Source organism: Georhizobium sp. MAB10 (genome assembly GCF_045012825.1).
Lineage (GTDB): Bacteria > Pseudomonadota > Alphaproteobacteria > Rhizobiales > Rhizobiaceae > Georhizobium > Georhizobium profundi.
Genome location: NZ_CP118314.1, coordinates 3423230 through 3443150, shown reverse-complemented (window position 1 = coordinate 3443150; position 19921 = coordinate 3423230). Strand labels below are relative to the sequence as shown.

The 19921-nt window shown below is 59.9% G+C and carries 19 protein-coding genes; 6 read left to right on the top strand and 13 right to left on the bottom strand.

Annotated elements, in window-relative coordinates:
• Positions 1-38: 38 nt before the first annotated feature.
• Positions 39-1001 (bottom strand): TRAP transporter substrate-binding protein, encoded by a 963-nt coding sequence (locus PU133_RS16470; protein ID WP_404862556.1) that lies wholly within the window; start codon positions 999-1001, stop codon positions 39-41.
• 150 nt (positions 1002-1151) lie between these two features.
• On the opposite strand from PU133_RS16470, the gene PU133_RS16465 reads away from it, so the two are divergent.
• Positions 1152-1964 carry an FCD domain-containing protein gene (locus PU133_RS16465; protein WP_404862555.1) on the top strand — a complete coding sequence of 271 codons (813 nt, stop codon included), beginning with the start codon at positions 1152-1154 and terminating at the stop codon, positions 1962-1964.
• A gap of 691 nt (positions 1965-2655) precedes the next feature.
• Here the strand turns inward: PU133_RS16465 and PU133_RS16460 are convergent.
• The 7 genes from PU133_RS16460 to PU133_RS16430 form a co-directional block, all read right to left on the bottom strand.
• The gene (locus tag PU133_RS16460; protein ID WP_404862554.1) at positions 2656-3501 is read right to left on the bottom strand and encodes an alpha/beta hydrolase; all 846 of its coding nucleotides are present in this window, start codon (positions 3499-3501) and stop codon (positions 2656-2658) included.
• A 1242-nt stretch (positions 3502-4743) separates the two neighbouring features.
• Entirely contained in the window at positions 4744-6087 is a 1344-nt protein-coding gene (locus PU133_RS16455) for a sensor histidine kinase (RefSeq protein ID WP_404862553.1), read from the bottom strand.
• Positions 6084-6758: a response regulator gene (locus tag PU133_RS16450; protein WP_404862552.1), complete on the bottom strand. Its 675-nt coding sequence runs from the start codon at positions 6756-6758 to the stop codon at positions 6084-6086. Before PU133_RS16450 ends, PU133_RS16455 begins: the two co-directional genes overlap by 4 nt.
• Positions 6759-6969: 211 nt before the next feature.
• Positions 6970-9198 (bottom strand): prolyl oligopeptidase family protein, encoded by a 2229-nt coding sequence (locus PU133_RS16445; protein ID WP_404862551.1) that lies wholly within the window; start codon positions 9196-9198, stop codon positions 6970-6972.
• Between the two features lie 56 nt (positions 9199-9254).
• Positions 9255-9872, bottom strand: coding sequence for a TetR/AcrR family transcriptional regulator (locus PU133_RS16440; RefSeq protein WP_404862550.1), 618 nt, complete (start codon positions 9870-9872; stop codon positions 9255-9257).
• A 272-nt stretch (positions 9873-10144) separates the two neighbouring features.
• Positions 10145-10432, bottom strand: a complete 288-nt coding sequence (locus tag PU133_RS16435) for an Atu4866 domain-containing protein (protein WP_404864569.1) — start codon at positions 10430-10432, stop codon at positions 10145-10147.
• Positions 10433-10455: 23 nt separating this feature from the next.
• The gene (locus PU133_RS16430; RefSeq protein ID WP_126011260.1) at positions 10456-11178 is read right to left on the bottom strand and encodes an SDR family oxidoreductase; all 723 of its coding nucleotides are present in this window, start codon (positions 11176-11178) and stop codon (positions 10456-10458) included.
• A gap of 115 nt (positions 11179-11293) precedes the next feature.
• Here PU133_RS16430 and PU133_RS16425 point away from each other — a divergent pair, with 115 nt between their 5' ends.
• On the top strand, positions 11294-12172 hold the full coding sequence (locus PU133_RS16425; RefSeq protein WP_404862549.1) for a LysR substrate-binding domain-containing protein: 879 nt from the start codon (positions 11294-11296) through the stop codon (positions 12170-12172).
• Positions 12173-12329: 157 nt separating this feature from the next.
• On the opposite strand, the gene PU133_RS16420 is transcribed toward PU133_RS16425, so the two are convergent.
• Both PU133_RS16420 and PU133_RS16415 read right to left on the bottom strand, forming a co-directional pair.
• Entirely contained in the window at positions 12330-12749 is a 420-nt protein-coding gene (locus PU133_RS16420; protein WP_404862548.1) for a DUF6220 domain-containing protein, read from the bottom strand.
• 3 nt (positions 12750-12752) lie between these two features.
• Positions 12753-13337 carry an NAD(P)H-dependent oxidoreductase gene (locus PU133_RS16415; RefSeq protein ID WP_404862547.1) on the bottom strand — a complete coding sequence of 195 codons (585 nt, stop codon included), beginning with the start codon at positions 13335-13337 and terminating at the stop codon, positions 12753-12755.
• A gap of 139 nt (positions 13338-13476) precedes the next feature.
• Between PU133_RS16415 and PU133_RS16410 the strand changes: the two genes are divergently transcribed.
• Entirely contained in the window at positions 13477-14334 is an 858-nt protein-coding gene (locus PU133_RS16410; protein WP_404862546.1) for a LysR family transcriptional regulator, read from the top strand.
• Between the two features lie 370 nt (positions 14335-14704).
• Here the strand turns inward: PU133_RS16410 and PU133_RS16405 are convergent, their stop codons facing one another.
• Both PU133_RS16405 and PU133_RS16400 read right to left on the bottom strand, forming a co-directional pair.
• On the bottom strand, positions 14705-15649 hold the full coding sequence (locus PU133_RS16405) for an alpha/beta hydrolase family protein (protein ID WP_404862545.1): 945 nt from the start codon (positions 15647-15649) through the stop codon (positions 14705-14707).
• Positions 15650-15714: 65 nt separating this feature from the next.
• Positions 15715-16473 carry an SDR family oxidoreductase gene (locus PU133_RS16400; RefSeq protein ID WP_404862544.1) on the bottom strand — a complete coding sequence of 253 codons (759 nt, stop codon included), beginning with the start codon at positions 16471-16473 and terminating at the stop codon, positions 15715-15717.
• Between the two features lie 95 nt (positions 16474-16568).
• Here PU133_RS16400 and PU133_RS16395 point away from each other — a divergent pair, with 95 nt between their 5' ends.
• On the top strand, positions 16569-17483 hold the full coding sequence (locus tag PU133_RS16395) for an AraC family transcriptional regulator (RefSeq protein ID WP_404862543.1): 915 nt from the start codon (positions 16569-16571) through the stop codon (positions 17481-17483).
• 118 nt (positions 17484-17601) lie between these two features.
• On the opposite strand, the gene PU133_RS16390 is transcribed toward PU133_RS16395, so the two are convergent.
• A complete protein-coding gene (locus tag PU133_RS16390) occupies positions 17602-18156 on the bottom strand; it encodes a TetR-like C-terminal domain-containing protein (protein ID WP_404862542.1) in 555 nt (184 codons plus the stop codon).
• 122 nt (positions 18157-18278) lie between these two features.
• Here PU133_RS16390 and PU133_RS16385 point away from each other — a divergent pair, with 122 nt between their 5' ends.
• Together PU133_RS16385 and PU133_RS16380 are read left to right on the top strand one after the other, a co-directional pair.
• Positions 18279-18722 (top strand): nuclear transport factor 2 family protein, encoded by a 444-nt coding sequence (locus tag PU133_RS16385; RefSeq protein ID WP_245451341.1) that lies wholly within the window; start codon positions 18279-18281, stop codon positions 18720-18722.
• On the top strand, positions 18722-19552 hold the full coding sequence (locus tag PU133_RS16380; protein WP_404862541.1) for an NAD(P)H-binding protein: 831 nt from the start codon (positions 18722-18724) through the stop codon (positions 19550-19552). Before PU133_RS16385 ends, PU133_RS16380 begins: the two co-directional genes overlap by 1 nt.
• The last annotated feature ends 369 nt before the right edge of the window (positions 19553-19921 follow it).

Below are 19921 nucleotides of genomic sequence, written 5' to 3'. Positions count from 1 at the left end.
GGGAGCGCGCCGCTCAGTCAGAGCGGCGCGCACAGCCGTTAGTCGATCTGAGACAGAACGTAGTCACGCACTTCCGGTGCGAATGTATCGGCAACACGACGGATAGCCGGCTCGGCTTTCGCGCGGAAAGCATCGACATCAGGCTCGGTCAGTTCCATGCCTGCTTCGACGAGTTGGTCGTAGACCTTGGCTTCATTGCCCTGGACAAGCTCATCGCCCCAAGCAATGGCTTCATCGATGGCTGCCTGAATCAGAACCCGATCGTCTTCTGACAGTCCCTCATAGAAGCCATTGTTCATGAGCCAGTGGAAGAACGAATAGACGTGTTCCGTCTGGTTCACATGGCTCTGAACTTCAAAGAGCTTGCCGTTGTAGATGAAGTCGACGGGGTTTTCCTGCATTTCGATCACGCCCGTCTGCAAGGACGTGTAAACTTCCGGCCAGGCGATCGGGCTCGGCAGCGCGCCGATCTCGCTCCAGATTTCTACCCAAGGGGTGATCTCCGGGATGCGCAAGCGAGCACCAGAAACATCGTCCGGGCTGAGCACCGGAACCTTGGAGGTCAGGTTGCGGGGATTGCGGATCGACAAACCGACGAGGCGAAGATTGCCGTTTGTTACGAGCGATTCCTGAACGGCGTCGCCGATCTCGCCTTCGTACACGCGTCTTGCGTCCGCGCTCGAGTTGAACACGAAAGGAAGATCGGAAGCTGCGTAGGGTGCTGCGTAGAGAGACATCGGCATCGAGCCGCCAAGTGCGATTTGGTACTCGCCGATGCTCGCGCCCTCAAGATGATCGCGCTCACCACCAACTTCCGTTCCAAGAAGAGTGACCGTGAACCGACCCTCCATACGCTCTTCGATTGTTTCCTTTAGCCGCTCTCCCACTTGAAACATTTCATGCCCAGGATCGACGTGAAGCGCGATCGCGATGTCTTCCGCGAATGCAGGCGTCGTGAAAGCAGTGCCGACCAGCAGTGCGGCCATGATGTGACGGGTCATTGTTCAACTCCTCCCAAAGTTCATGCGTCGGGGACGACGCATTGCCGTGCTGTGCAAGGCTGTTGAATGCGCCTCAATCGCGGCTCCCCACCTCCCGCGAAACTGGTCTGACCATCAGACCATCTGAACGGTTGCATTTGTTCTTCGGAAATGGTGGTGTTGTCAACAGAGGTCGGTCACGCCGATCAAAAGTCTCAGGAGAATTCCGTGGCAACTGATCAGTTGGAGACGGGACGCAAAGACGTGGATCGAACGATCAAGCGCCGCCGAATGCACGAAGACCTCGTGGACATGCTTGCAGCGGATATTCAGGAAGGCGTGTATGCACCTGGCGACTCGCTGCCATCCGAGCGGGCGCTCATGGATGAGTATGGCGTATCGCGTCTCACCGTTCGCGAGGCGACTGCTGCTCTGGAGGCGATGGGACTTATCGAAACGCGTCCGGGTACCCGCGCGCGTGTCTGCGCGCCGCAGCCGGAATTCTTGCTCGGCATGCTGTCGCAGGCTGCGACGTTCTATCTCCAGCAACCCGGCGGGCTCAGATCCTTCAGCGAGGTCCGTCAAATCGTCGAAGCAGGCGTCGCACGTCTGGCTGCGCCCACAGCGACCGACGCCCAGATAAGAGCTCTCGAGGAGGCTCTATACGCCAATCGAGAGGCTATCGGAGACGCAGATTTGTTCGGACGAACCGATATCGCGTTCCATCAAAAGATCGCCGATATCGTCGATAACCCCATCATCAACGCATTTTTCACGGCGATCGACCGCTGGCTCCATGAAGTACGACACACGAGTCTGAAGATTGAGGGGCAAATGGACACCGCCTTTGCGGCCCATGAGCGCATCTTCAGGGCGATCAAGGAGCGTGACCCCGAAGCGGCCGAGCGTGAAATGTTGAACCATCTCCGCCAGCTTGCCAGCATATACCCGCCTGCGCCGGCGTCCGGGAAGAGCAGTTTGTAATCGGAAGGGTATTCCCCAACATGGCTGGTCGTTCGGTCTCGCTGCGGCCGTTCGACTTTAGGATCAAACCGGCGCCGAAGAACAATCGCTTTAGTCGGTTTTGAGACCGATACCGAGAGTAGATCTGCGGCATTCATTTCGCCCGGAAGAACTAGGATTATCAGCCCCCGGCGTCTTCTGGCCGCCTATTAACGTCAGCGGTAGCTATCGGCAATCGGCGTGAATAGCGACGTTCTCGCTTCGCTGGGACGGCGGAGCAGTGCGGCGACTGTTCAACCAATCCAAACCGAAGGCTGGAGTGCTTTGCCTTGACATCGGCTGGCCCAGTTGAGCATCCGTCCACCAGCGTCTGCTTTTGGGCTCATACTTCGAAGTGCCTCTCGACCGGGATGGGGCGCAAAGCTAACGCTTAGGCGTTGGCACCGAACAGCTTGGGAAATGATTTCCCGTCCACCCCGTCAACGTCAGCTTTGCGCCCCTTTTTGGACGCTAAAAGGAAGCTCTCCTTCACCCAAAAGCGGACCTACCATTCTGAACTCAACGAAGAGCCAGGTTCTTCAACTCGGCAGATTCGTCTGAATGCCGGATCGGCTGACCGGGAGGCGAGCCATCTCGCCGGTCTCGGCGTCAGTGTCAGACTCGCTCGAAAGTAAGCCTTGCTCAGCGTCGTTGTTAAACGCCATTCGCAGCTTTATTTACCAGCGATCGTGGCAGCGAAATGCGCAACTACATCAACAACATCGGGCGCGATGGGAAGGTCAGGGTCTGCATATGTTGCAACGTTAGCTGCGACGTCTTCGGACGCTACAGTCTTGAGCACGTGATTGACGTCCGGAAGCAGAGAGAGCTTTGCGTCAGTCGCCGCGTGCGCCAGCATCCGTGCATCCTGTAAGCTAACCTGCAGGTCGCGTGTGCCTTGCAAAACCAGTATCGGAACTTGGACTTGTGCTGCAAGTTTCAGCGGGTCGTACGAGATCGCATCGATCAGGTAGCCCTGAACCTCAAGCCGAAAAAGTGGCTGAAGTTCGGAACTGAGCGCGCTCGGATCGATCCGTCTGCCGCGTTTCAGTTCCGCGAGTGCCAATTCCGCCTCCATCAGGAAAGGTGCATTGGCGGCGTTGGCGCGCAACTGCTCAAGAAGCACCGCATCCAATGGCCTGCCGATGCTTACGATCAAAATCAGCCCACAGGCGTCTGTGAGACGTGTCATGGCAGCTAGGGCGACGAGTCCGCCTTCGCTGTGCCCAATCGGGATGACGCAGCGCGCACCAGAATTTGCGGGCAGCCGCTCTTGAATGGCTTCAATCCACGCTCGGAGGTCGTCGCCATAGGCTGCGATCGTCACATTGTTTGGGTCTTGGGCGGCACCTATGGATCCGAACATGCCACGCTTGTCGATGCGCACTGAAGCATACCCCTTAGCAGCTAGCTCCTCTGCAAGCAGTCTGTAGGGCGCCGCAGTAATACCGAGAGGCGAGTTGCCGTCACGATCGGTCGGACCCGATCCTGGCACGATCAAAAACACCGGCAGGTCCATGGAAAGCGGCACTTCGCCGGACGGGAGAGTCAAGGTCCCAGCGAGTGGCCCAGTTGGACCCGCCGCAGTCAGTTCTTCGTGTACAGACATTCTCATTCCCGCGTTCATACCGTCATTTGCTTGAGAGATGGCAAGAGCGGTCGCTGCGATGCAAACCAACAAAATGGACAACCGTGTGATCATCGTGACAGTGGATCGCTTGTGTTTATCCTCGCCATACTCTCGCCTACCGCAATATCGAAGTCGGTTCTTGCGCACCTTGAGGCTGCCAAAAACTTGCGTAGCGATGCTGCTGTCGACACCACACCGGATCTCGCTCAGCTAGCCGTTGCCGTCCTCAAGGTGGCGATCCTTGAGCACGAGTGTCAGGCCAACTGAGCAAGAGAGGTGTGTCACTTCCTAACGGGGAAGCTGGCCCGAATCTTTCCCCATCAACGGTGCGGACTGTTTAGCCGCAGAGAAAGGCGAAACAGTGCCATTGTTAGCCAATATCAGTCGACGGTCTGCCTCATGGCCGGCACTCGCGCCGATCAGGATCACGCCTGCAACGGTCCAAGCGCGCACGATCAGTCATCTCCTGAGCGTTCCTCGCAACCTCCTGCGTCAGTCGCATCCGCTCAAGCGAATCCCGCTGTGCGTTGTCCCGCCGTGCCTGTTGTTCCAGCATGCAGTTTGTATAAGCGCGAGACCCAAAGGGAGCCCCAAAGCTTTCGCAGGTGCCCGCGTCCCTGTACTGCCCTTCTTGCGCGGACACGCAGCCCGTTACAGCGAGGCCGATCAGGGCGATGGAGAAGATGGTTATCGCAGACCCACGATGTTTGGCGGAAGGGTGTCTAAGCATTCTGTTAATCTCCTTGTAAATTGAGGTTGGACGTTTTCTCGGCGGCACAAAGAGGGCGAAGCGGTGCCCCGAAAATCCGTCATCACGGCGCCAAGAAGCAGGCACACATTGCGGCAACATTGTCTGAGATCGAAAAATGCGCGCTGAACAGCCGAGTATGCTTTTTCAGCCATCACTACGCGCGCCATTCCTGCATCGCTGCGAGGCCGAGCGCCGACGCGATGACGATCATCCCGGTATGGAGGCAGTGCAGGGCGGCGCGGGGGTCAGACCGACCCTTCTTGTTGTTGGCGGAAAGAGAACACGACGAGAAGGCTGACCATGATCGAGACGGGCAGGGTCATGCGGACGTCATGCCCGTGCCCGAGTACCATCTCGCTCGAATAGACGCAGGAGTTGCATCAACAATTTCCGGGCGGCCAGTCCTTGATCGAGGGGAAATCCAACCGGACGATCGTGCCTCCGGCGGGCGCCGCTGTGATGGTGACGCGGCCGCAATGGTGGTCCAAGACCTGCTTCACCAGATTGAGCCCAAGACCAGTACCTGAGGCCCGCGGCCTTAGCCGATAGAAGGGTTCAAGCACCCGTTCGTGTTCCTCTCCAGGTATGCCGGGTCCGTTGTCCTCCACTTCCACGGAGGAACCGTCGACCCGCACGATCACCTCGTCCCCGCCATGCTCGACAGCATTCTGAATGAGATTTGCGAGCGCGCGCTCTATCGAGCTCGGATTGCCCAGTATCACCCCAGGCTGCTCTACGACCACTCCGATTGCCTTGTTCACAGCGATCAGCAAAGGTGCCTGATCCGCAGCGACGCTGCGGGCAAGCGCAACCAGGTCGATCCGGTCCCTTGGCGCGTCATTCTCCAGCCGATGAAGATCGAGCAATTGCTCCGACAGCGTTCCAAGCCGGGAGAGGTCGAGCGAGAGCGCCCGCAGACTTTTGTCGCTCGTGGCATCGATCTTCATTCTCAAAATTGCGATTGGCGTGCGCAGCTCATGTGCGGCCGACGCGATGAAGCGGTTCTGACGATCATATCCGGCATCGAGGCGATCAAAAGCTTCATTGACAGCTCGGACGAGCGGGCCAATCTCCCGTGGAACTCTGTCCTCCGAAAGGCGGATGCCGCGACGCCCGACGTCGATCCGCGCTGCTTCTTCCGCAGTCTTGGTGATGCCGGCCAAAGCTCGTCTGACGATCATTGGCGTCGCGACGATGGAGACCAGAGCCAGTGCGAGGAAAATCGCGGCTGCCACCATATTGGATGCCATTGTGATGAGCGCTGTGAAGGGGGTGACCCGACCATGCGCAATAATCTTCATGTCGCCTAAGGGACCAGCTACCTGGCGGACGACGGCGGAAAGGGTAAAGGGCTCGAACTGCCCACGTATGTCTGCCGAGGACAGTTTGTCGAGATGGGGGATAAGGGGGGCGTACTCAGCAGGTACTTGCCCGAAGGTAACCAAATTGGTGTCGCTCAGCCTGGCAGCGAACCAAAGGTCGGGCGACTCCTCTTGAAGTTTCGCCAACTCGGGTGTCACTTTCACCATCGGAGCTCCAGCCGCATCCCAAACGATCGAGTTTGCGGCGACCTTTACAACGGCCTCCTCGACATACATCCCATCGGGAGCCGAACTCACGATGAAGACAATGAAGCCGAGGGCGGCAGCCACGACCGTCAGGAACTGGAGGATCAGTTGCCTGCTGATTAGGCGAAACTTCAATGATGGCTGACGGTGCTTCAATCCATTTCTTTGAGCAGATAGCCCACTCCTCTTACTGTGTGGATCTCGACGCCGGCGCCTGAATCGCTGAGTTTTCGACGCAGGCGGGAGACGTGAGAATCGAGTATGTTCGACTGGATCGTATCGTCGAAGCCGTAGACCACTTCCTCAATGGACTCGCGGAGGACAGCACGCCCGCGGCGGCGAAGCAGTGCTGTAAGCACCCTCACTTCTCGTCTCCGCAGATTCAACCGCGTTCCGCGCACTATCGCTTCGCCATGAGCCATATCGAATACGAGGTCACCGACAACAATCTCGTCTGGTGCAAGTTCATTCGGGCGGCGCCGCACGGCCCGAATGCGAGCGAGCATTTCCTCTAGGTCGAAGGGTTTCACCAGGTAATCGTCGGCACCATCGTCTAGCCCGGCCACCCGGTCGCTCAGTTCGCCGCGCGCGCTTAACACGATGATCGGGACGCCCGGAGTGTCGATACGCAGTTGTGGAATCAGGCTCAGGCCATCGCCGTCGGGCAGCGTGCGATCGAGCAGAACGAGATCGTGGACGCCAGACCGTGATGCTTCGCTGGCGAGAGACAATCCTGCCACCCAGTCGACGACGAACTGGTCGCGTTCAAGCGCGCCGCGCAAGGCCTTGGCGAATTCGGCCTCGTCTTCAACGAGAAGTACTCTCATTTTACGTCCTAGATTGCTTACGTCCTCGCTGCACTACGCGCCTGTGTCGATGCACGTGCTCCTTTGCGGAGGTGCCTAGCTCCGTTCGTCTCGGGCGCGGACACATTATGCAGATGGAAGAGGCGAAGATCTTTCCGAGCGAGCCTCGATCAGTCCATCCCACCGATCAGGATGATGTGAAGCCTGAGACAGCCGTTGCAGGTTTGATGCCTCAGTCGCCTTCTACAATCGCGAGCCCGGTCCAGTGGGCGGCAAAGGTCCACATGTCAGCGTACTCTGCTATGACCATATCTGTCGGTTTGCCGGCACCGTGGCCTGCTCGGGTTTCTACTCGCAAAAGGTGCGGTCGTTCCCCAATGTCTGCGGCCTGCAGAGTGGCCGCGTACTTGAACGAATGAGCTGGAACCACCCTGTTATCGGTGTCTGCCGTGGTGACGAGGATTGCCGGGTAGGGCTCACTCTCGCCAATGGTGTGCAAGGGCGAATAGGAGAGCAAGGTGTGGAACTCGCGCTCCACATGGGGGCTGCCGAATTCCTCGGCCCAGGCTGCGCCACTCGTGAAGCGGTCAAAGCGCAGCATGTCGAGGACACCCACTCCGGGCAGGGCTGCCGCGAACAGATCAGGACGTTGGTTGACGACCGCTCCGATCAGCAATCCGCCATTGGATTCTCCCTGTATCGCCAGCCCGTCAGTCGGCGTGATGCCTTGATCGATCAGATGCTCACCGGCGGCAATAAAGTCGTCGAACGCGTTCGGTTTGTTCGCGCGTCGCCCGGCATGATGCCACGCCTGACCGTATTCACCACCACCACGGATGTTCGCTACGGCATAGACGCCGCCCTGCTCGACCCAAGCCAGCGCGGTGGGCGAGAAATGTGGCACCATGCTGATCCCGAAACCACCATACGCGCTGAGCATAGTCGGTGCCGGACCGTTGAGCTCTTTGCGCCTGACGACAAACAGGGGTATCCGAGTGCCGTCCCTCGAAGTGTAGAATTGTGGTTCGACGACGATATCGTCGAGATCCACCGCAATCTTGGGTTCTGACCAGACTGTGGTGCTGTTAGCTTCTACGTCAAGGCGGAGCACGGTCAGCGGCGCATCATAGCTGGTGAAGGCGAAGAATGCCTCGTTCTCGCCGGGACGACCTTGGACGATCCCGGTGCTGCCAGGACCAGGTAACGACACATTGCCATCGAATGTCCCGTCAAGCCGATAGCGCTCGACGCGGGACTGGACGTCGATCGTATACGACAGGACAATCCGGTCGCCAAGAAGCGCAGATCCGCCCTCTCGTAGAACCGCATCGGTCCGTTCTCGGATCAGTTCGGAAAACTCGGGCCGCGCCTCTGACAGGTCCATCGTCACGATACGACCACGAGGAGCATCCTCTTGGGTCGCGAAGAAGAGTTTTGTGCCGACGTTCCCCAACAGCACCCAACGATCATCGTAGCTTTTAACAATTATTCTTGGTTGCTGGGTTTCGGATGTGAGGTCCGTTACAGTCACCGCGACCCCGCCCGTAAGCGCCGACGAGTAAACGATGAGATACCGGCCATCCGGTGTGACATCGGCCGTGTGCAACAGTGAGCGCCCCGGTATTGGCGCATGTATGAGCCGATCTTCCGACTGGTCCGAACCAAGCCGATGGAAATAGACGGCGTGGCCTTCAATGCTGGTGCTGAAGGCTGCACCCTCCTCAGGCTCAGGAAACCGGGAGTAGTAGAACCCAGAACCATCCGGATGCCAGGCGATGGTGGTGAACCGCGCCCATTCGACCTTGTCGTCCAGCATCTCTCCTGTCGATGTATCCATCACGTAAATGGTCCGCCAGTCTGACCCACCATCCTGCAAGGCAAAAGCCACAAACGCGCCATCGCTGGAGGTCGCCCATTCGGCCAGTGCTAGGGTGCCGTCTCTGGACCAAATATTGGGGTCGATCAGGATGCGGTTCGCGCCGTCCGCGCCTTGCCGCATCAAGAGTTGCGGCTGGTTATCGAGGCCGCCGTTGCGGATAAGGAAATACTTTCCCGCGCGCTCGACAGGGGGAAGCAAGGTTTCATGGTCGAACATCGCCGTCAGTCGGCGCTTGAAAACCTGCTGTCCAGGCAGAGCCTCGAGATAGGGCCTCGAGAGCGCATTTTGCGCCTCAAGCCACCGTGCCACCTCTGCATCCTGACGTGGGTCATTCTCCAGCCAGCGGAATGGGTCCGCGATCGTGACGCCAAAATGCACCTCTGCCGTGTCCGCCTGGCGGGTTTCCGGATAGATCATCGGCACATTCTCCTCTGCAGCGGCTTGGACGATAGGAAAAAGCAGCGCGGTCACTGCGCCTCGGAGAGGCCTTGTCATCGAAGGCCAGCTGATCCGTTCAGGCATCTTTCGGCACGATGCGCGTGTTGGCGTGCGCCCGGCGATCCGGGTCACTCTTGCTGTCATGATGTCGTATCCTTGTCGTCGGTGGGAGCGCCGTGTGGCTCTGCCTACGCAGCCCGTCAGACGACGGGGTCGCAGATGGGTAGTATCGCGGCCGCCCGGATTGCCGAGACGATGCGGGCAGTTGCTTCTTCTGAACTCACACGAATTCCGCCGTTGATGACGGCCGAGCTGATTTCTTCGTCCACGAGACGCACGGCTGATGTGATGGCCGCCGCACAGAGTTTGACCTCGAAGTTGTCTTTGCTCAGTGACGCCCGCTCCGCGACGATACCGACAAGCTCCATCTCAGACTCGTGACATGCCATTAGCCAAGCCGAGCGGAGGGCTGGCTCACGATGCAGGATCGAGAGAATCCGGATGGCAGCGATCGCGTCCTGAACGAAGGCATCCTCGGATATGAATGCATCCATTGACCGTGCTAGAAACGTGTCAATGCTCTCAGCTTTTGGCCACTGCTTGAGCATTGCCGCAAAGCGAAGTTCGCCGACTTTCAGCACCGGCTCAACACAGGCTTCCTTAGACCGGAAGTATCGCCAAACAGTTCGCTTTGAAATGCCGGCTGCTGCAGCGATTTCATCGCCGCTCGTCGCATCAAAGCCCTTCTCCCAGAACAACCTTGCTGCATGCCGGGATACCTCAAGCCGGGCCTGTTCCAGTTTCGATCCATCCGTCAATCTAAGGCTCCATTCGCTCGTCGCTTCGCTGAACTGGACGATTCGCAGCGCTCTTCTTGGGAGAGTGCTCTTCTTACATCTTCAGAGAGCCGGGCACTTTCATGGGCAATTTTTCCGTATTTGGTTGAATGACGGCGACCGGGAAGATCGGTCGAGTCACTAAGTGACTGAGAGAATATGTCACTTAGTGACACGTTGCACAAGAGGGTAGGGACCCCCTTTAGAACGCCATCGGCCGCTGGCATGACGATCAGCGATCGCTGCAATAGTGATCACTTGCGATAGAGCACCATGCCGGCATGATGCAGCACGTCCGGCTCCACAAAGTCGCCGTCGGCAGTGAAGCCGGTGTCGTCCCAGTATTCGATATGTGTGCCTGTTACCTCGTAGCGCCCTTCGTAGGCGCGTTCCCGCTCACCGCGAGCCTCAACGTATCGGCCGTTGGGTAGCAGTTCGTGTCGGATGCGATTGTCGGCGGTGACCCAAATACCGACATAGGAATTGGAGGTATCCGCTCGTGCGAACTCAGCGCCAATTGTCAGCAGCGCAGCGCTGAGCATGGTCGATCTCGTCATTGGGGACCTCAATTCGCTGATGCGGTGGGACGGATGGTGATCTCGGTCGTGTCGACGCTCGACGGGGCTTCGATGATCTGGCGCACGGCGCGGGCGATGTCAGCCGGCTTCAACGCGATGGAGCGATAATCGTCGATGAGCGTCCGGGTCTCCTTGTGGGTGATGGTCGATGCGAGTTCGCTTTCCACGACGCCCGGGTTCACGCAGGTGACACGGATGGCGCTGCTTTCCTGGCGCAGCCCGTCCGAAATCGCGCGAACGGCGAATTTGGTGCCGCAATAAACGGCGGCTGTGGGTACGGCCTGCAGTGCGCCAATGGAGCCGATATTGATGATCTGGCCTTCGCCCTGACGCTCCATTACCGGCAGGACGGCACCGATCCCCCACAGCACACCCTTGATGTTCACGTCCACCATTCGCTCCCACTCGTCGAACTTGACGGCGGACATGGGGGACAGCGGCATGACGCCGGCATTGTTCACCAACACGTCGATGCGTCCCCATAGGTCGAGTGCTATCTGTGCAAACTCTTGCATGGAGGCAATGTCGGTGACATCGAGCGCGTATGTCGCGACTACGCCGCCCCCGCCCCTTATGTCTTCGGCGATCTGATCCAGACGCTCCTTGCGTCGTGCACCCATAAGAACCTTCGCGCCAAACGCTGCAAGCTCGCGCGCGACCCCTTCGCCGATGCCGCTCGAAGCGCCGGTGATGAGAATGACCTTGTCCATGGCTTTCTCCTGTTCAGCCTGTTTCACGAAGGAAGATGGACGCTACGCTCTGTCCACGGTATTGCGCATTTACTGGACTGAGCGGTTAACAACGCTGGACAATGGAGGCCCTTGGATGGACCTGAACCTTCTGCCGCTGCTCCTTGCCGTGGCCGAGGAACCCAACTTTCGCGCTGCCGCCGACCGGCTCGGCCTGACGCGTTCCGCCGTCAGCCAAGGCGTGCGGCGGCTGGAGGATGCTCTGGGCGTCCACCTGGTAATGCGCACGACTCGTTCGGTCCGACTGACGGAAGCCGGGGAACGGCTGGTCGAGAACCTGCGTGCGCCGATGGCCGCAGTGCAGACTGCGCTGGAGACCCGCGAGAACATCCCGCGTGGCCGGCTGCGGTTGGCCGTCACCTCGATTGCGGAAGATTTCTTGGCGGGACCGCTGCTCGCGCGCTTTGCGGAGGCGCACCCACAGGTCACACTTGACGTGACCGTGACGGACGACGAGTTCGACATCGTGGCGCGTGGCTACGACGCGGGCATTCGGCTTGGCGAAGTCATCGAACAGGACATGATCGCCGTGCCCGTCAGCAGCCCGCAACGCGAGGTAGCGGCGGCCACGCCCGCCTACCTCGCTCGGCATGGCGTCCCCTCGCATCCACGCGACCTGCTTCTTCACCGCTGCATCGGCTGGCGGCCGGCCCCCAATACCGCACCATGGCGGTGGGAGTTCGAAGAGCATGGCAAACCCTTCGATGTGATGGTGAATCCGCAGGTGACGACCAACGACCTGCGTTTGATGTTGCGCACGGCGCTGGCGGGTGGCGGCATTACCTTTGCGCCATGGGATTGTATGAGGGATCATTTCGCCAGCGGCCGGTTGGTCCCTTTGCTCGAGGACTACCTGCCGCCTTTCGCAGGCTTCTACCTCTATTTTCCGCAGCGACAGAACATGGCGCCGAAGCTCCGGGCGCTGATCGACCACGTTCGCCATTGGGATCGTTGAGGAATGAGCACCGCGGCATTCACCGGCCGGAAATGGCCGGTGAGAAAGCCCGGCACCCCCGCACTCTCGGCAAGCGAGCGGAATGTGGTGAGCGAGCTGGCGACGGTCGCGGCTGCAAGTCCGCTAGCCATGCGCAGGATCTGGCGTCTCGATAGGGTCATTTCGGGTTTCTTGGGATGTCAGCGGTGATGCGTCGGCGGCGCTCGACCTTGGCGAGCATAACGATCGCCGAGGTCAGCAGAAGCGCACCATTAAAGGGATGAAAGGCAAGTGCTCCGGTGTCTGCCATGGCAAGCCCGACCTGCGCGACGTAAAGGATCAGCGTCAGCCCGGCCCACCAGCCAAAACCTCGCAGTCGCGGCAGTGCAATCGCACCGCCGGCAAGGACAAGGACGGGCAGCCCGACAATCGCGCCGACAAGGCCGTGGAGATCCCAGGACATCTCACCGAAGAGGGCTTGTCCGGCAAGAAAAAATTGTGCGCCGAGCAATGCAGGTAAGGCACGGGCGGACCAGATGAACAGGGCGGGTGTGCCGTGCTCGAGGTCATGAAGCGTATCGTGTTTCAGCGTTTCCATTTCTTAGACAATCCCATGTGTGGGGTTCTTGGATGAAGTTGCGGCGATGAAGCCTGCAAGTGCCCGGCGATAGTCGTCGGCGGCTCTGGAAAGCGCCTCATCCGAGAGCCGGTCGGCGGTGAAGACAAGATGCGGTGGGTGCCAAGGCAGGTCGCAGCGATACGCGGTTGCCTTGAGGGGGGTGAGGATCTCGTCGATCGTGAAGTGGTTCTGTCCGCTACGTGCGTAGGCGGCCGGGATGTTCCCGGCAGTCGCTGCGATCATCATCGGCGTTCCGGCCAGCCGGTCACCCTCGGCCTCGCGCTCGAGGTAGTACATGCGGGTCAGGACCGCATCCTGCCAGGATTTTAGCAGGGACGGTGTGGAATACCACTGGATCGGGAACTGCAGCACGATCCGGTCGGCGTCGAGCAGCATCTGAGCATCCCGTGCCGCGTCGGTTTCGAGGTCAATCCGAGCTTCGGGGTATCGCGCCTGCATATCGACGATCTCGACACGCGGCAGGGTGCGGGCTGCAGCGGCGAGGGCGGAATTGGCCCTCGAAGCGGCAAGGTCGCGGTGAAAGACAAGAATGAGTGTTCCGGGCATCGCGGTCTCCTGTGCATCCGGGCTGTGGAACAAAAGCTAGAAGGTCACGGAAAATCATTCCAATCGATATGCATTCTATTCTATTATCGTCGTCATGAATTTACGGGCCGTCGATCTCAACCTTCTCGTCATTCTCGACGTGCTGCTGGACGAAGCGCATGTCAGCCGCGCGGCGCGGAGGCTGAACCTGTCGCAGCCGGCGGTTTCGTCTGCGTTGCAGCGTTGCCGGCACCTTCTGGGGGACGAGCTCCTAGACCGCGGACGCGGCACCATGCATCGCACTCCGCGTGCCGATGCCTTGCGTGGTCCACTAAAATCGCTGCTTGCGGGGGTTCAGGATCTGATCGATCCGGCGGAGGTTCCACTTGCTGAACTGCAGCGCGTCCTTAGGGTCACTGCGGCAGACCTGCCGATCGCTATGATCGCAGAACCGCTTCTGGAGAATCTTGAGCGGATGGCGCCGCACGTCTCTGTCGTTTTCCAGCCGTGGCACGGCGCGGCTGCAGCAGCTTCGGCGTTGCGAAACGGCGATACGGACATTGCGATTTCGGTTTTCGGTCGGGTCGAGGAGGAAATCGAGCGACGCACACTGCTGGAAGAAACCTATGTCGTTGCGATGCGACGAGATCATCCTGCAGCCAGAGGCTTCGACCTCGATGCTTGGCTCGCCTGGCCTCATGTGGTCGTTTCCGGCCAAGGCGAGATGCGCACACCGCTTGATGCGCAACTGGCTGCCATAGGTTGTCAACGTCAGGTCGGGTTAGTGGTGCCAGCGTTTCAACTTGTTCCCGGCTTACTTGCGCGCACCTCTCTTCTTGCGCTCCTGCCGGCGCACAGCCTCCGCTGGCATCAACACGATGCTCTTCTTGCGGTGACGCCGCCAATCCCCATTACGGGATTTCCTCTGCAGATCGCTTGGCATAGCCGGCAATCTGCCGACCGTGGATTGCGACACGTGATCTCGATGATTGAGACGTTGTTCGTGGAGATGGTTTGAGGCTGCTGTGGACAGCTAGGTTGCCGCAGCTGTAGCGCCAGACGCACAGCATACCTCGCATAACGAACGCGGTCACCACGCAAGCGTTTCTTGGTTGCCCGAGCCTCACCACCTTCATCTACGGCCGGTCACTTGAAGATCGGAGTAGGGGGGGCCATTCCCCATCGAAATCCGCTGCTGGCAATCGGGGCGGGAGGGCCAACCGTTCAATTCTGAGTGGCGAATTCAAGCCAGCGCCGATTCATCTGGCCGAATACATTCAAATGGGGGCCGTGCGCCCGTTGGAGTACTGGACAAATATCCGCGATTTCCGAGAGCCGCCGATGGATATGGATAGGTCGGCCGCAATCGTGAGAGATTGGGGCTGCGACTATCTTACTTTTTCAATAAGAGCTGCCAGTCTCGAAGCATCACCACCCAGAGCCGCTCGGCCCTTTTCCCAAAGCTCCGTGTTGATGCCCATGCGCTTGGACAACCAAGCGAATGTGAGGCGTCGCACTGTTTCGAGCGCATCGGGTACTTCAGCCTCGGTCTCCTTGGCATCAAGGCCGGCAATACCTCCGAGGCCGTGGCCCACCCCAGCGATGGTTAATAGGGCTTCCGCCCCGGGGGCGTCGGTAAAAGCGTCGGCATGCCATTCGGGACCGCGCGGCGTGAAGTGTGGGTTGTCGTCTGCCCCGCAGACCACAATGAGTGGCTTTCGAATCGTGCCTAAATCCACGTCGAAGAAGGGAAAACGAGCGGCGCTTTCGGCCGTGAGGTCGTCTCCACCCCGGCCCGGTGCGGCCAGCAGGACGCCTGCGCCGATGCGCGGGTCCGAGAAATCCTCATCCTGGAGTCGCGCGCCAAGCAAAAGAGCCGAGGTATGGCCTCCAAAAGAGTGCCCGGCCACGGCGATCCGGCTACGGTCCAAGCGTCCCGCCACGGCCGGTGCCTGTCGCTCCACCTCGTCAAGGCGGTCAAGGACCGCTTGCATTTCAGCCACCCGTTCGCGCCAGTAGAATGGTGCTTCTGGCTGCCCGGGACCGAGCCCGCCAAGCCGAGAGCTTGCATGGGTCGGCTGGATGATTGCCAGTCCTCGTTCTGCCCAGAACTGGATCAACGGTGCGTAACCGTCCTTGGAGGGGATATACTGCGACGGCCCGTATCCGTGAGAAAATAGCACGAGAGGACGGTCCCGGCCTGAAGCCGGCGCGGTCAGCCGGAGCTCTAAGGCCGGACGGTTTGGCAGGCTCAACCGGATCGGCGTGTAAGCGACGGTCAATGCTGGTTCGGGTGTCGGTAGATGCAAAGCGAGGTCGATCAATCGGTTCATTGCGTCTCCTTGAGCAGCCACGGCGGGCGACGGCTTCCGCCACGGCCACCTTTGGGCAGCAGGCGTTAAGCTGCTGCGCTACCCGCATTCTGGAACAATGCATGCGCGTCGGGCCCGGCAGGCAGCATCATCGGGGAGTCGACATCGGTAACGGCGCGCCAGACGGCATTCGACACATCAAGAGCCGTCGTCTTGTCCGTCGCATGCCGCATCACCTGAAAATAGGCTTGCACGAAGGTGCCGTAAGCCGCGGGCACATCCATACCCATCCGCGCCACGGCGTTCCGGCCGAATGAAGTCTCTGGCGCGCTGCCAGGCAGCACGAGGCGAGCGCGCACGCCGAATTCGGCGGCTTCAAGGGCGAAGCTTCTTGTGAAGGCGTTCACCGCCGCCTTGCTTGCCGAGTAGATCGACAGGGCCGGCAGCGGGCGCAACGTCACGCTGGAGCTAATGTTCACGATGACACCGCTTCGGCGCTGGCGCATTCCCGGCATGACTGCCCGTGACATCGCCATGGTGCCGAGCACGTTGATCTCGAAAAGCTCGCGTGCCCTGTCGATGTCCGCGCCTTCCAGCACGTTTAACATACCAACGCCGGCATTGTTGACCAGCGCATCGATGTGGTCCGCTTCGGCCAGCGCTGCCTCGATGCTGTGCGGCTTGGTCACGTCGAGCGGGACGATGCGGAGACGGTCAGAGAGAGGCAATCCCTCGGCTGATGGCGATCGCATCGTCGCTATGACCTCCCAGCCTTCGTCGAGGAACCGCGTGGCGATGGCCCGTCCGAAGCCTGACGAACAGCCTGTGATGAGGATTCGGGGCATTGGTCTCTCCTTGTTTGTGAAACCGCGAGATAGACCTCAATGCTTGGACTTGCCATGTTGTGCAGTCCGTTATGATTCATCGAAAGTCCGAATGCATGCCCGAAGTCGCACCAGACCCGCTGGCCAGCGTTGTTGCCCTTCTCAAACCTCGACCGGACATCTCCAAGATGGTCGTGGCCGGAGGGCGCTGGCAGGTCGAACGCACCGACATGGCGAGCCCGTTCTATGCCGCCATTGTCGATGGGTGCGCACGACTAATCGTTGAGCGGCAAAAGCCGATCCTGCTGAGGGCAGGGGACTTCGTGATTGTACCGGAGCTCAACAGCTTCACGATGACCAGCGAAGTCCCGCCGCCACCTGGCGTGGCCAGGCTTCCGCTCGAGACCGGACCGGGCATGTTCCGCCTTGGGCCGCCCGATAGCCCCGTCGAGATGCGAGCCCTTGTCGGCCATTGCCGGTTCGACGCGCCCGACAAGGCACTTCTTCTCTCCGTGCTGCCGCAGATGATCCACGTGCGTGGGCAAGACCGGTTCACGGCACTTGTGATGATGATTTACGATGAGACAAGCGCCGAACGGCCCGCCCGTGCCATGATTCTTGATCGACTGCTGGAAGTCCTGATGATCGAGGCCCTGCGGTCGAGCGCCAGTCATGATCTTCCGCCTGGTCTCGTGCGTGGCTTGTCAGACCCCAGGCTTGGCGCCGCGCTGAATCGGATCCACAACACGAGAGACAGCTCCCTGAATGTGAGGGGGCTGGCACAGGAAGCCGGAATGTCACGTTCGGCCTTCTTCGAACGATTCAAGGCCACGCTTGGCTGCACGCCCATGGAGTATGCAGTACGCTGGCGAATGGCGGTTGCGCGCGACCTCCTGCTGCGCGGTGAACTGACCAACGCTGAAATTGCGCATCGGGTCGGCTATGGATCGGCCAGCGCGTTCGGCATGGCGTTCGTTCGCCATTGGGGCATGTCGCCTAGGGCGTTCATCGAAAGTCACGCCAAGGAGTAAGGCGTTCCAACAATCTCTGCTGCCGCCCGCCGGATCGGACGGCTTCTGCAGTTCCATTGCAGCCCGTTGCTCCCTGTAGGGCGGATGCATTCGCAGCGATGACGCGCAATGAGTTTGGTCAACGCCGGCGAGCGGAACCCTTTAGTGCAGCCACAATTGCGACGGCTTCGCTGGCGAGTTGATCGCGCGTGGGGGTTACCCCCAGGACCACCATGCGCCAGTACAACGGGGCCGGAAGCAAGTCGAGCGCTAGGTCCCGATCGACGCCAGCATCCAACTCGCCCCGCTTGATCGCGCGGTCCAGAATGACCTGAGCTTGCTCTCGGCGAGCATGCGCTACCTGAGTGTTTAATTCCCGCATCGGAGCAGACCGCGCAGCTTCGGCATGAAGATCCGGCAGGATGCGCCGGATTATTGGGTGGCGAAAGACCACTCGCAGGCGGATTAGGAAAGCCAAAACGTCAGCTTCGAGACTTCCGTGGTCTTCTGGCATGGCTAGCTTCAGCCCGAGTGATGACACGGCCGCCGCTGCGAATTCGTGGTGCGACGAGAAACGGCGATAGATTGCCGCTTTGCCTGCCCCGGCTCTGGCAGCCACGCGTTCAAGACTTATGGCAGCAAAGCCACGTTGCGCCCATTCTTCGAAGAATGCGCGGTAAAGAGTATCGGTCAATGCAGCGCTCTTCACAGCCGCTCCAGACGGCCTTCTTCTGGTTTTTAGGACGGAACGGTTGCGTTCCAACGAAGCGCCTCCTATATCGTCGATACGTTACCGTTCCGTCCATATGAGGTTTCATGATGTCTGACAAGTTCGATAGCTTCTCCGACCTGCTTCGCGCAGCACTGGGTGAACGGCTCGCCCCTGCGGACAGCTTGCTCGACATGTTCACCGATGATGTTCTCTTCGAGTTTCCCTATGCGCCCGATGGGCTGCCCGGCCGACTGGAAGGGACACCGGCCCTTGCGGCTCATCTCGAGAAACTCGGTCCATTGCTCACCTTTGGGCCGATGCACCTGGGCAATGTTCATGCCGTCGGCGAAACAGTGATCTTCGAGTTTTCCTGCACCGGTCAGGGTGTGAAAACGGGCGCTCCATACGACCAAGTGTATATTTCGGTCGTCACTTTGCGCGAAGGGCGCATCGCGCGCTATCGCGACTATTGGAACCCGCTCATCGTGCTGACGGCTTTGGGGGGCACGGAAGCCGCCGCCGCGGCATATGCTGGGGCAGCCCAGTGATGGTCGAGCGGGTCCTCATTATCGGTGGCAAAGGCAAGACTGGACGTCGCGTGGCGTCTCGCTTGAGTGCCGCTGGCATCAACGTCGCAATCGGCACACGCACGCCGGACGGTCGCCAAGACAGGCGTTTCGATTGGTCAGATCCAACTTCTGCATCCGCCGTCGAGGGATGCGATGCGGTATACCTTGTAGCGCCGACCGATCGCACGGACCACTTGGCGGTCATGCAACCTTTACTGGAGGCGGCGATGGCACGCGGCGTCCGGCGCTTCGTTCTGCTCAGCTCGTCGCTTTTGGAACCCGGCGGTCCCATGATGGGTGAGGTTCATGAATGGTTGGCAAAGAGCGCGCCGGATTGGGCGGTCCTGCGCCCGTCTTGGTTCATGCAGAACTTCTCGGAAGGGCCCCACGCCGGGACGATCCGGGAAGAAGGGGCCATTTACACAGCGACCGGCGCCGGACGTGTCGGCTTCATCGACGCCGAAGACATCGCCGCCACGGCCGCCGCGTGCTTGACTGCCGCAGCGCCCCTCAACTCTGACGTTCTACTGACGGGACCGGACGCATTGAGCTACGACGATGCCGCGGCAATCATCGCTGCGGCTCTTGGTCGGCCAGTTCACCATGTATCTCTTGACCCAGCCTCTCTGACAGCGCGCCTGGTGTCGCAGGGCCTGCCGGCCAACTATGCTAAAACGCTCACGGCTTTGGACGCACACATCGCAGCAGGCGCTGAAGATTGCACCACGTCGGGCGTTGAACAGGTAACAGGGCAACGACCCACGTCATTTCGCGCCTTTGTGCAGCGCGTCCTTGATCGATGGAAGTGACGCGCGAGGCCCCGGATCAAACCTTTGAGGTGATCGGGTCTTTGCCCTCCGATGCAGGCCGCAGCAGCCCGCCTCATTCATCTGTCTGTTGCGGGTGGCACGTTGCGAGCACCAGGCAAACGAGTTTCAATGACCGAAAAAGGATCGCAAGCGGTCGTTAAGAACAGCCTCAGCTTAATGGCAGCTATTCGGCCTCGGCGCCCAAAATCAGACCGTCCGGAATCGGCCCCGAATACGTCTTAGGAAATCATTTCCCAAGCGCAGTTGCTGGACGGGACGCCAGTGACTGAGATGGGGAGGGTTGCGGACGGGCAGCTTTTGGGCGGTCGTTGCACCGAAGCCGTCATAGCTCTGCTTGCGCGAGCACAT

Bases quoted from the DNA above. Each gene is read 5' to 3' on its own strand.
- PU133_RS16470 (WP_404862556.1), bottom strand. From the start codon at position 1,001: ATGACCCGTCACATCATGGCCGCACTGCTGGTCGGCACTGCTTTCACG.
- PU133_RS16465 (WP_404862555.1), top strand. From the start codon at position 1,152: ATGGTGGTGTTGTCAACAGAGGTCGGTCACGCCGATCAAAAGTCTCAG.
- PU133_RS16460 (WP_404862554.1), bottom strand. From the start codon at position 3,501: ATGGACCTGCCGGTGTTTTTGATCGTGCCAGGATCGGGTCCGACCGAT.
- PU133_RS16450 (WP_404862552.1), bottom strand. From the start codon at position 6,758: ATGAGAGTACTTCTCGTTGAAGACGAGGCCGAATTCGCCAAGGCCTTG.
- PU133_RS16445 (WP_404862551.1), bottom strand. From the start codon at position 9,198: ATGACAGCAAGAGTGACCCGGATCGCCGGGCGCACGCCAACACGCGCA.
- PU133_RS16435 (WP_404864569.1), bottom strand. From the start codon at position 10,432: ATGCTCAGCGCTGCGCTGCTGACAATTGGCGCTGAGTTCGCACGAGCG.
- PU133_RS16430 (WP_126011260.1), bottom strand. From the start codon at position 11,178: ATGGACAAGGTCATTCTCATCACCGGCGCTTCGAGCGGCATCGGCGAA.
- PU133_RS16425 (WP_404862549.1), top strand. From the start codon at position 11,294: ATGGACCTGAACCTTCTGCCGCTGCTCCTTGCCGTGGCCGAGGAACCC.
- PU133_RS16420 (WP_404862548.1), bottom strand. From the start codon at position 12,749: ATGGAAACGCTGAAACACGATACGCTTCATGACCTCGAGCACGGCACA.
- PU133_RS16415 (WP_404862547.1), bottom strand. From the start codon at position 13,337: ATGCCCGGAACACTCATTCTTGTCTTTCACCGCGACCTTGCCGCTTCG.
- PU133_RS16405 (WP_404862545.1), bottom strand. From the start codon at position 15,649: ATGAACCGATTGATCGACCTCGCTTTGCATCTACCGACACCCGAACCA.
- PU133_RS16400 (WP_404862544.1), bottom strand. From the start codon at position 16,473: ATGCCCCGAATCCTCATCACAGGCTGTTCGTCAGGCTTCGGACGGGCC.
- PU133_RS16395 (WP_404862543.1), top strand. From the start codon at position 16,569: ATGCCCGAAGTCGCACCAGACCCGCTGGCCAGCGTTGTTGCCCTTCTC.
- PU133_RS16385 (WP_245451341.1), top strand. From the start codon at position 18,279: ATGATGTCTGACAAGTTCGATAGCTTCTCCGACCTGCTTCGCGCAGCA.
- PU133_RS16380 (WP_404862541.1), top strand. From the start codon at position 18,722: ATGGTCGAGCGGGTCCTCATTATCGGTGGCAAAGGCAAGACTGGACGT.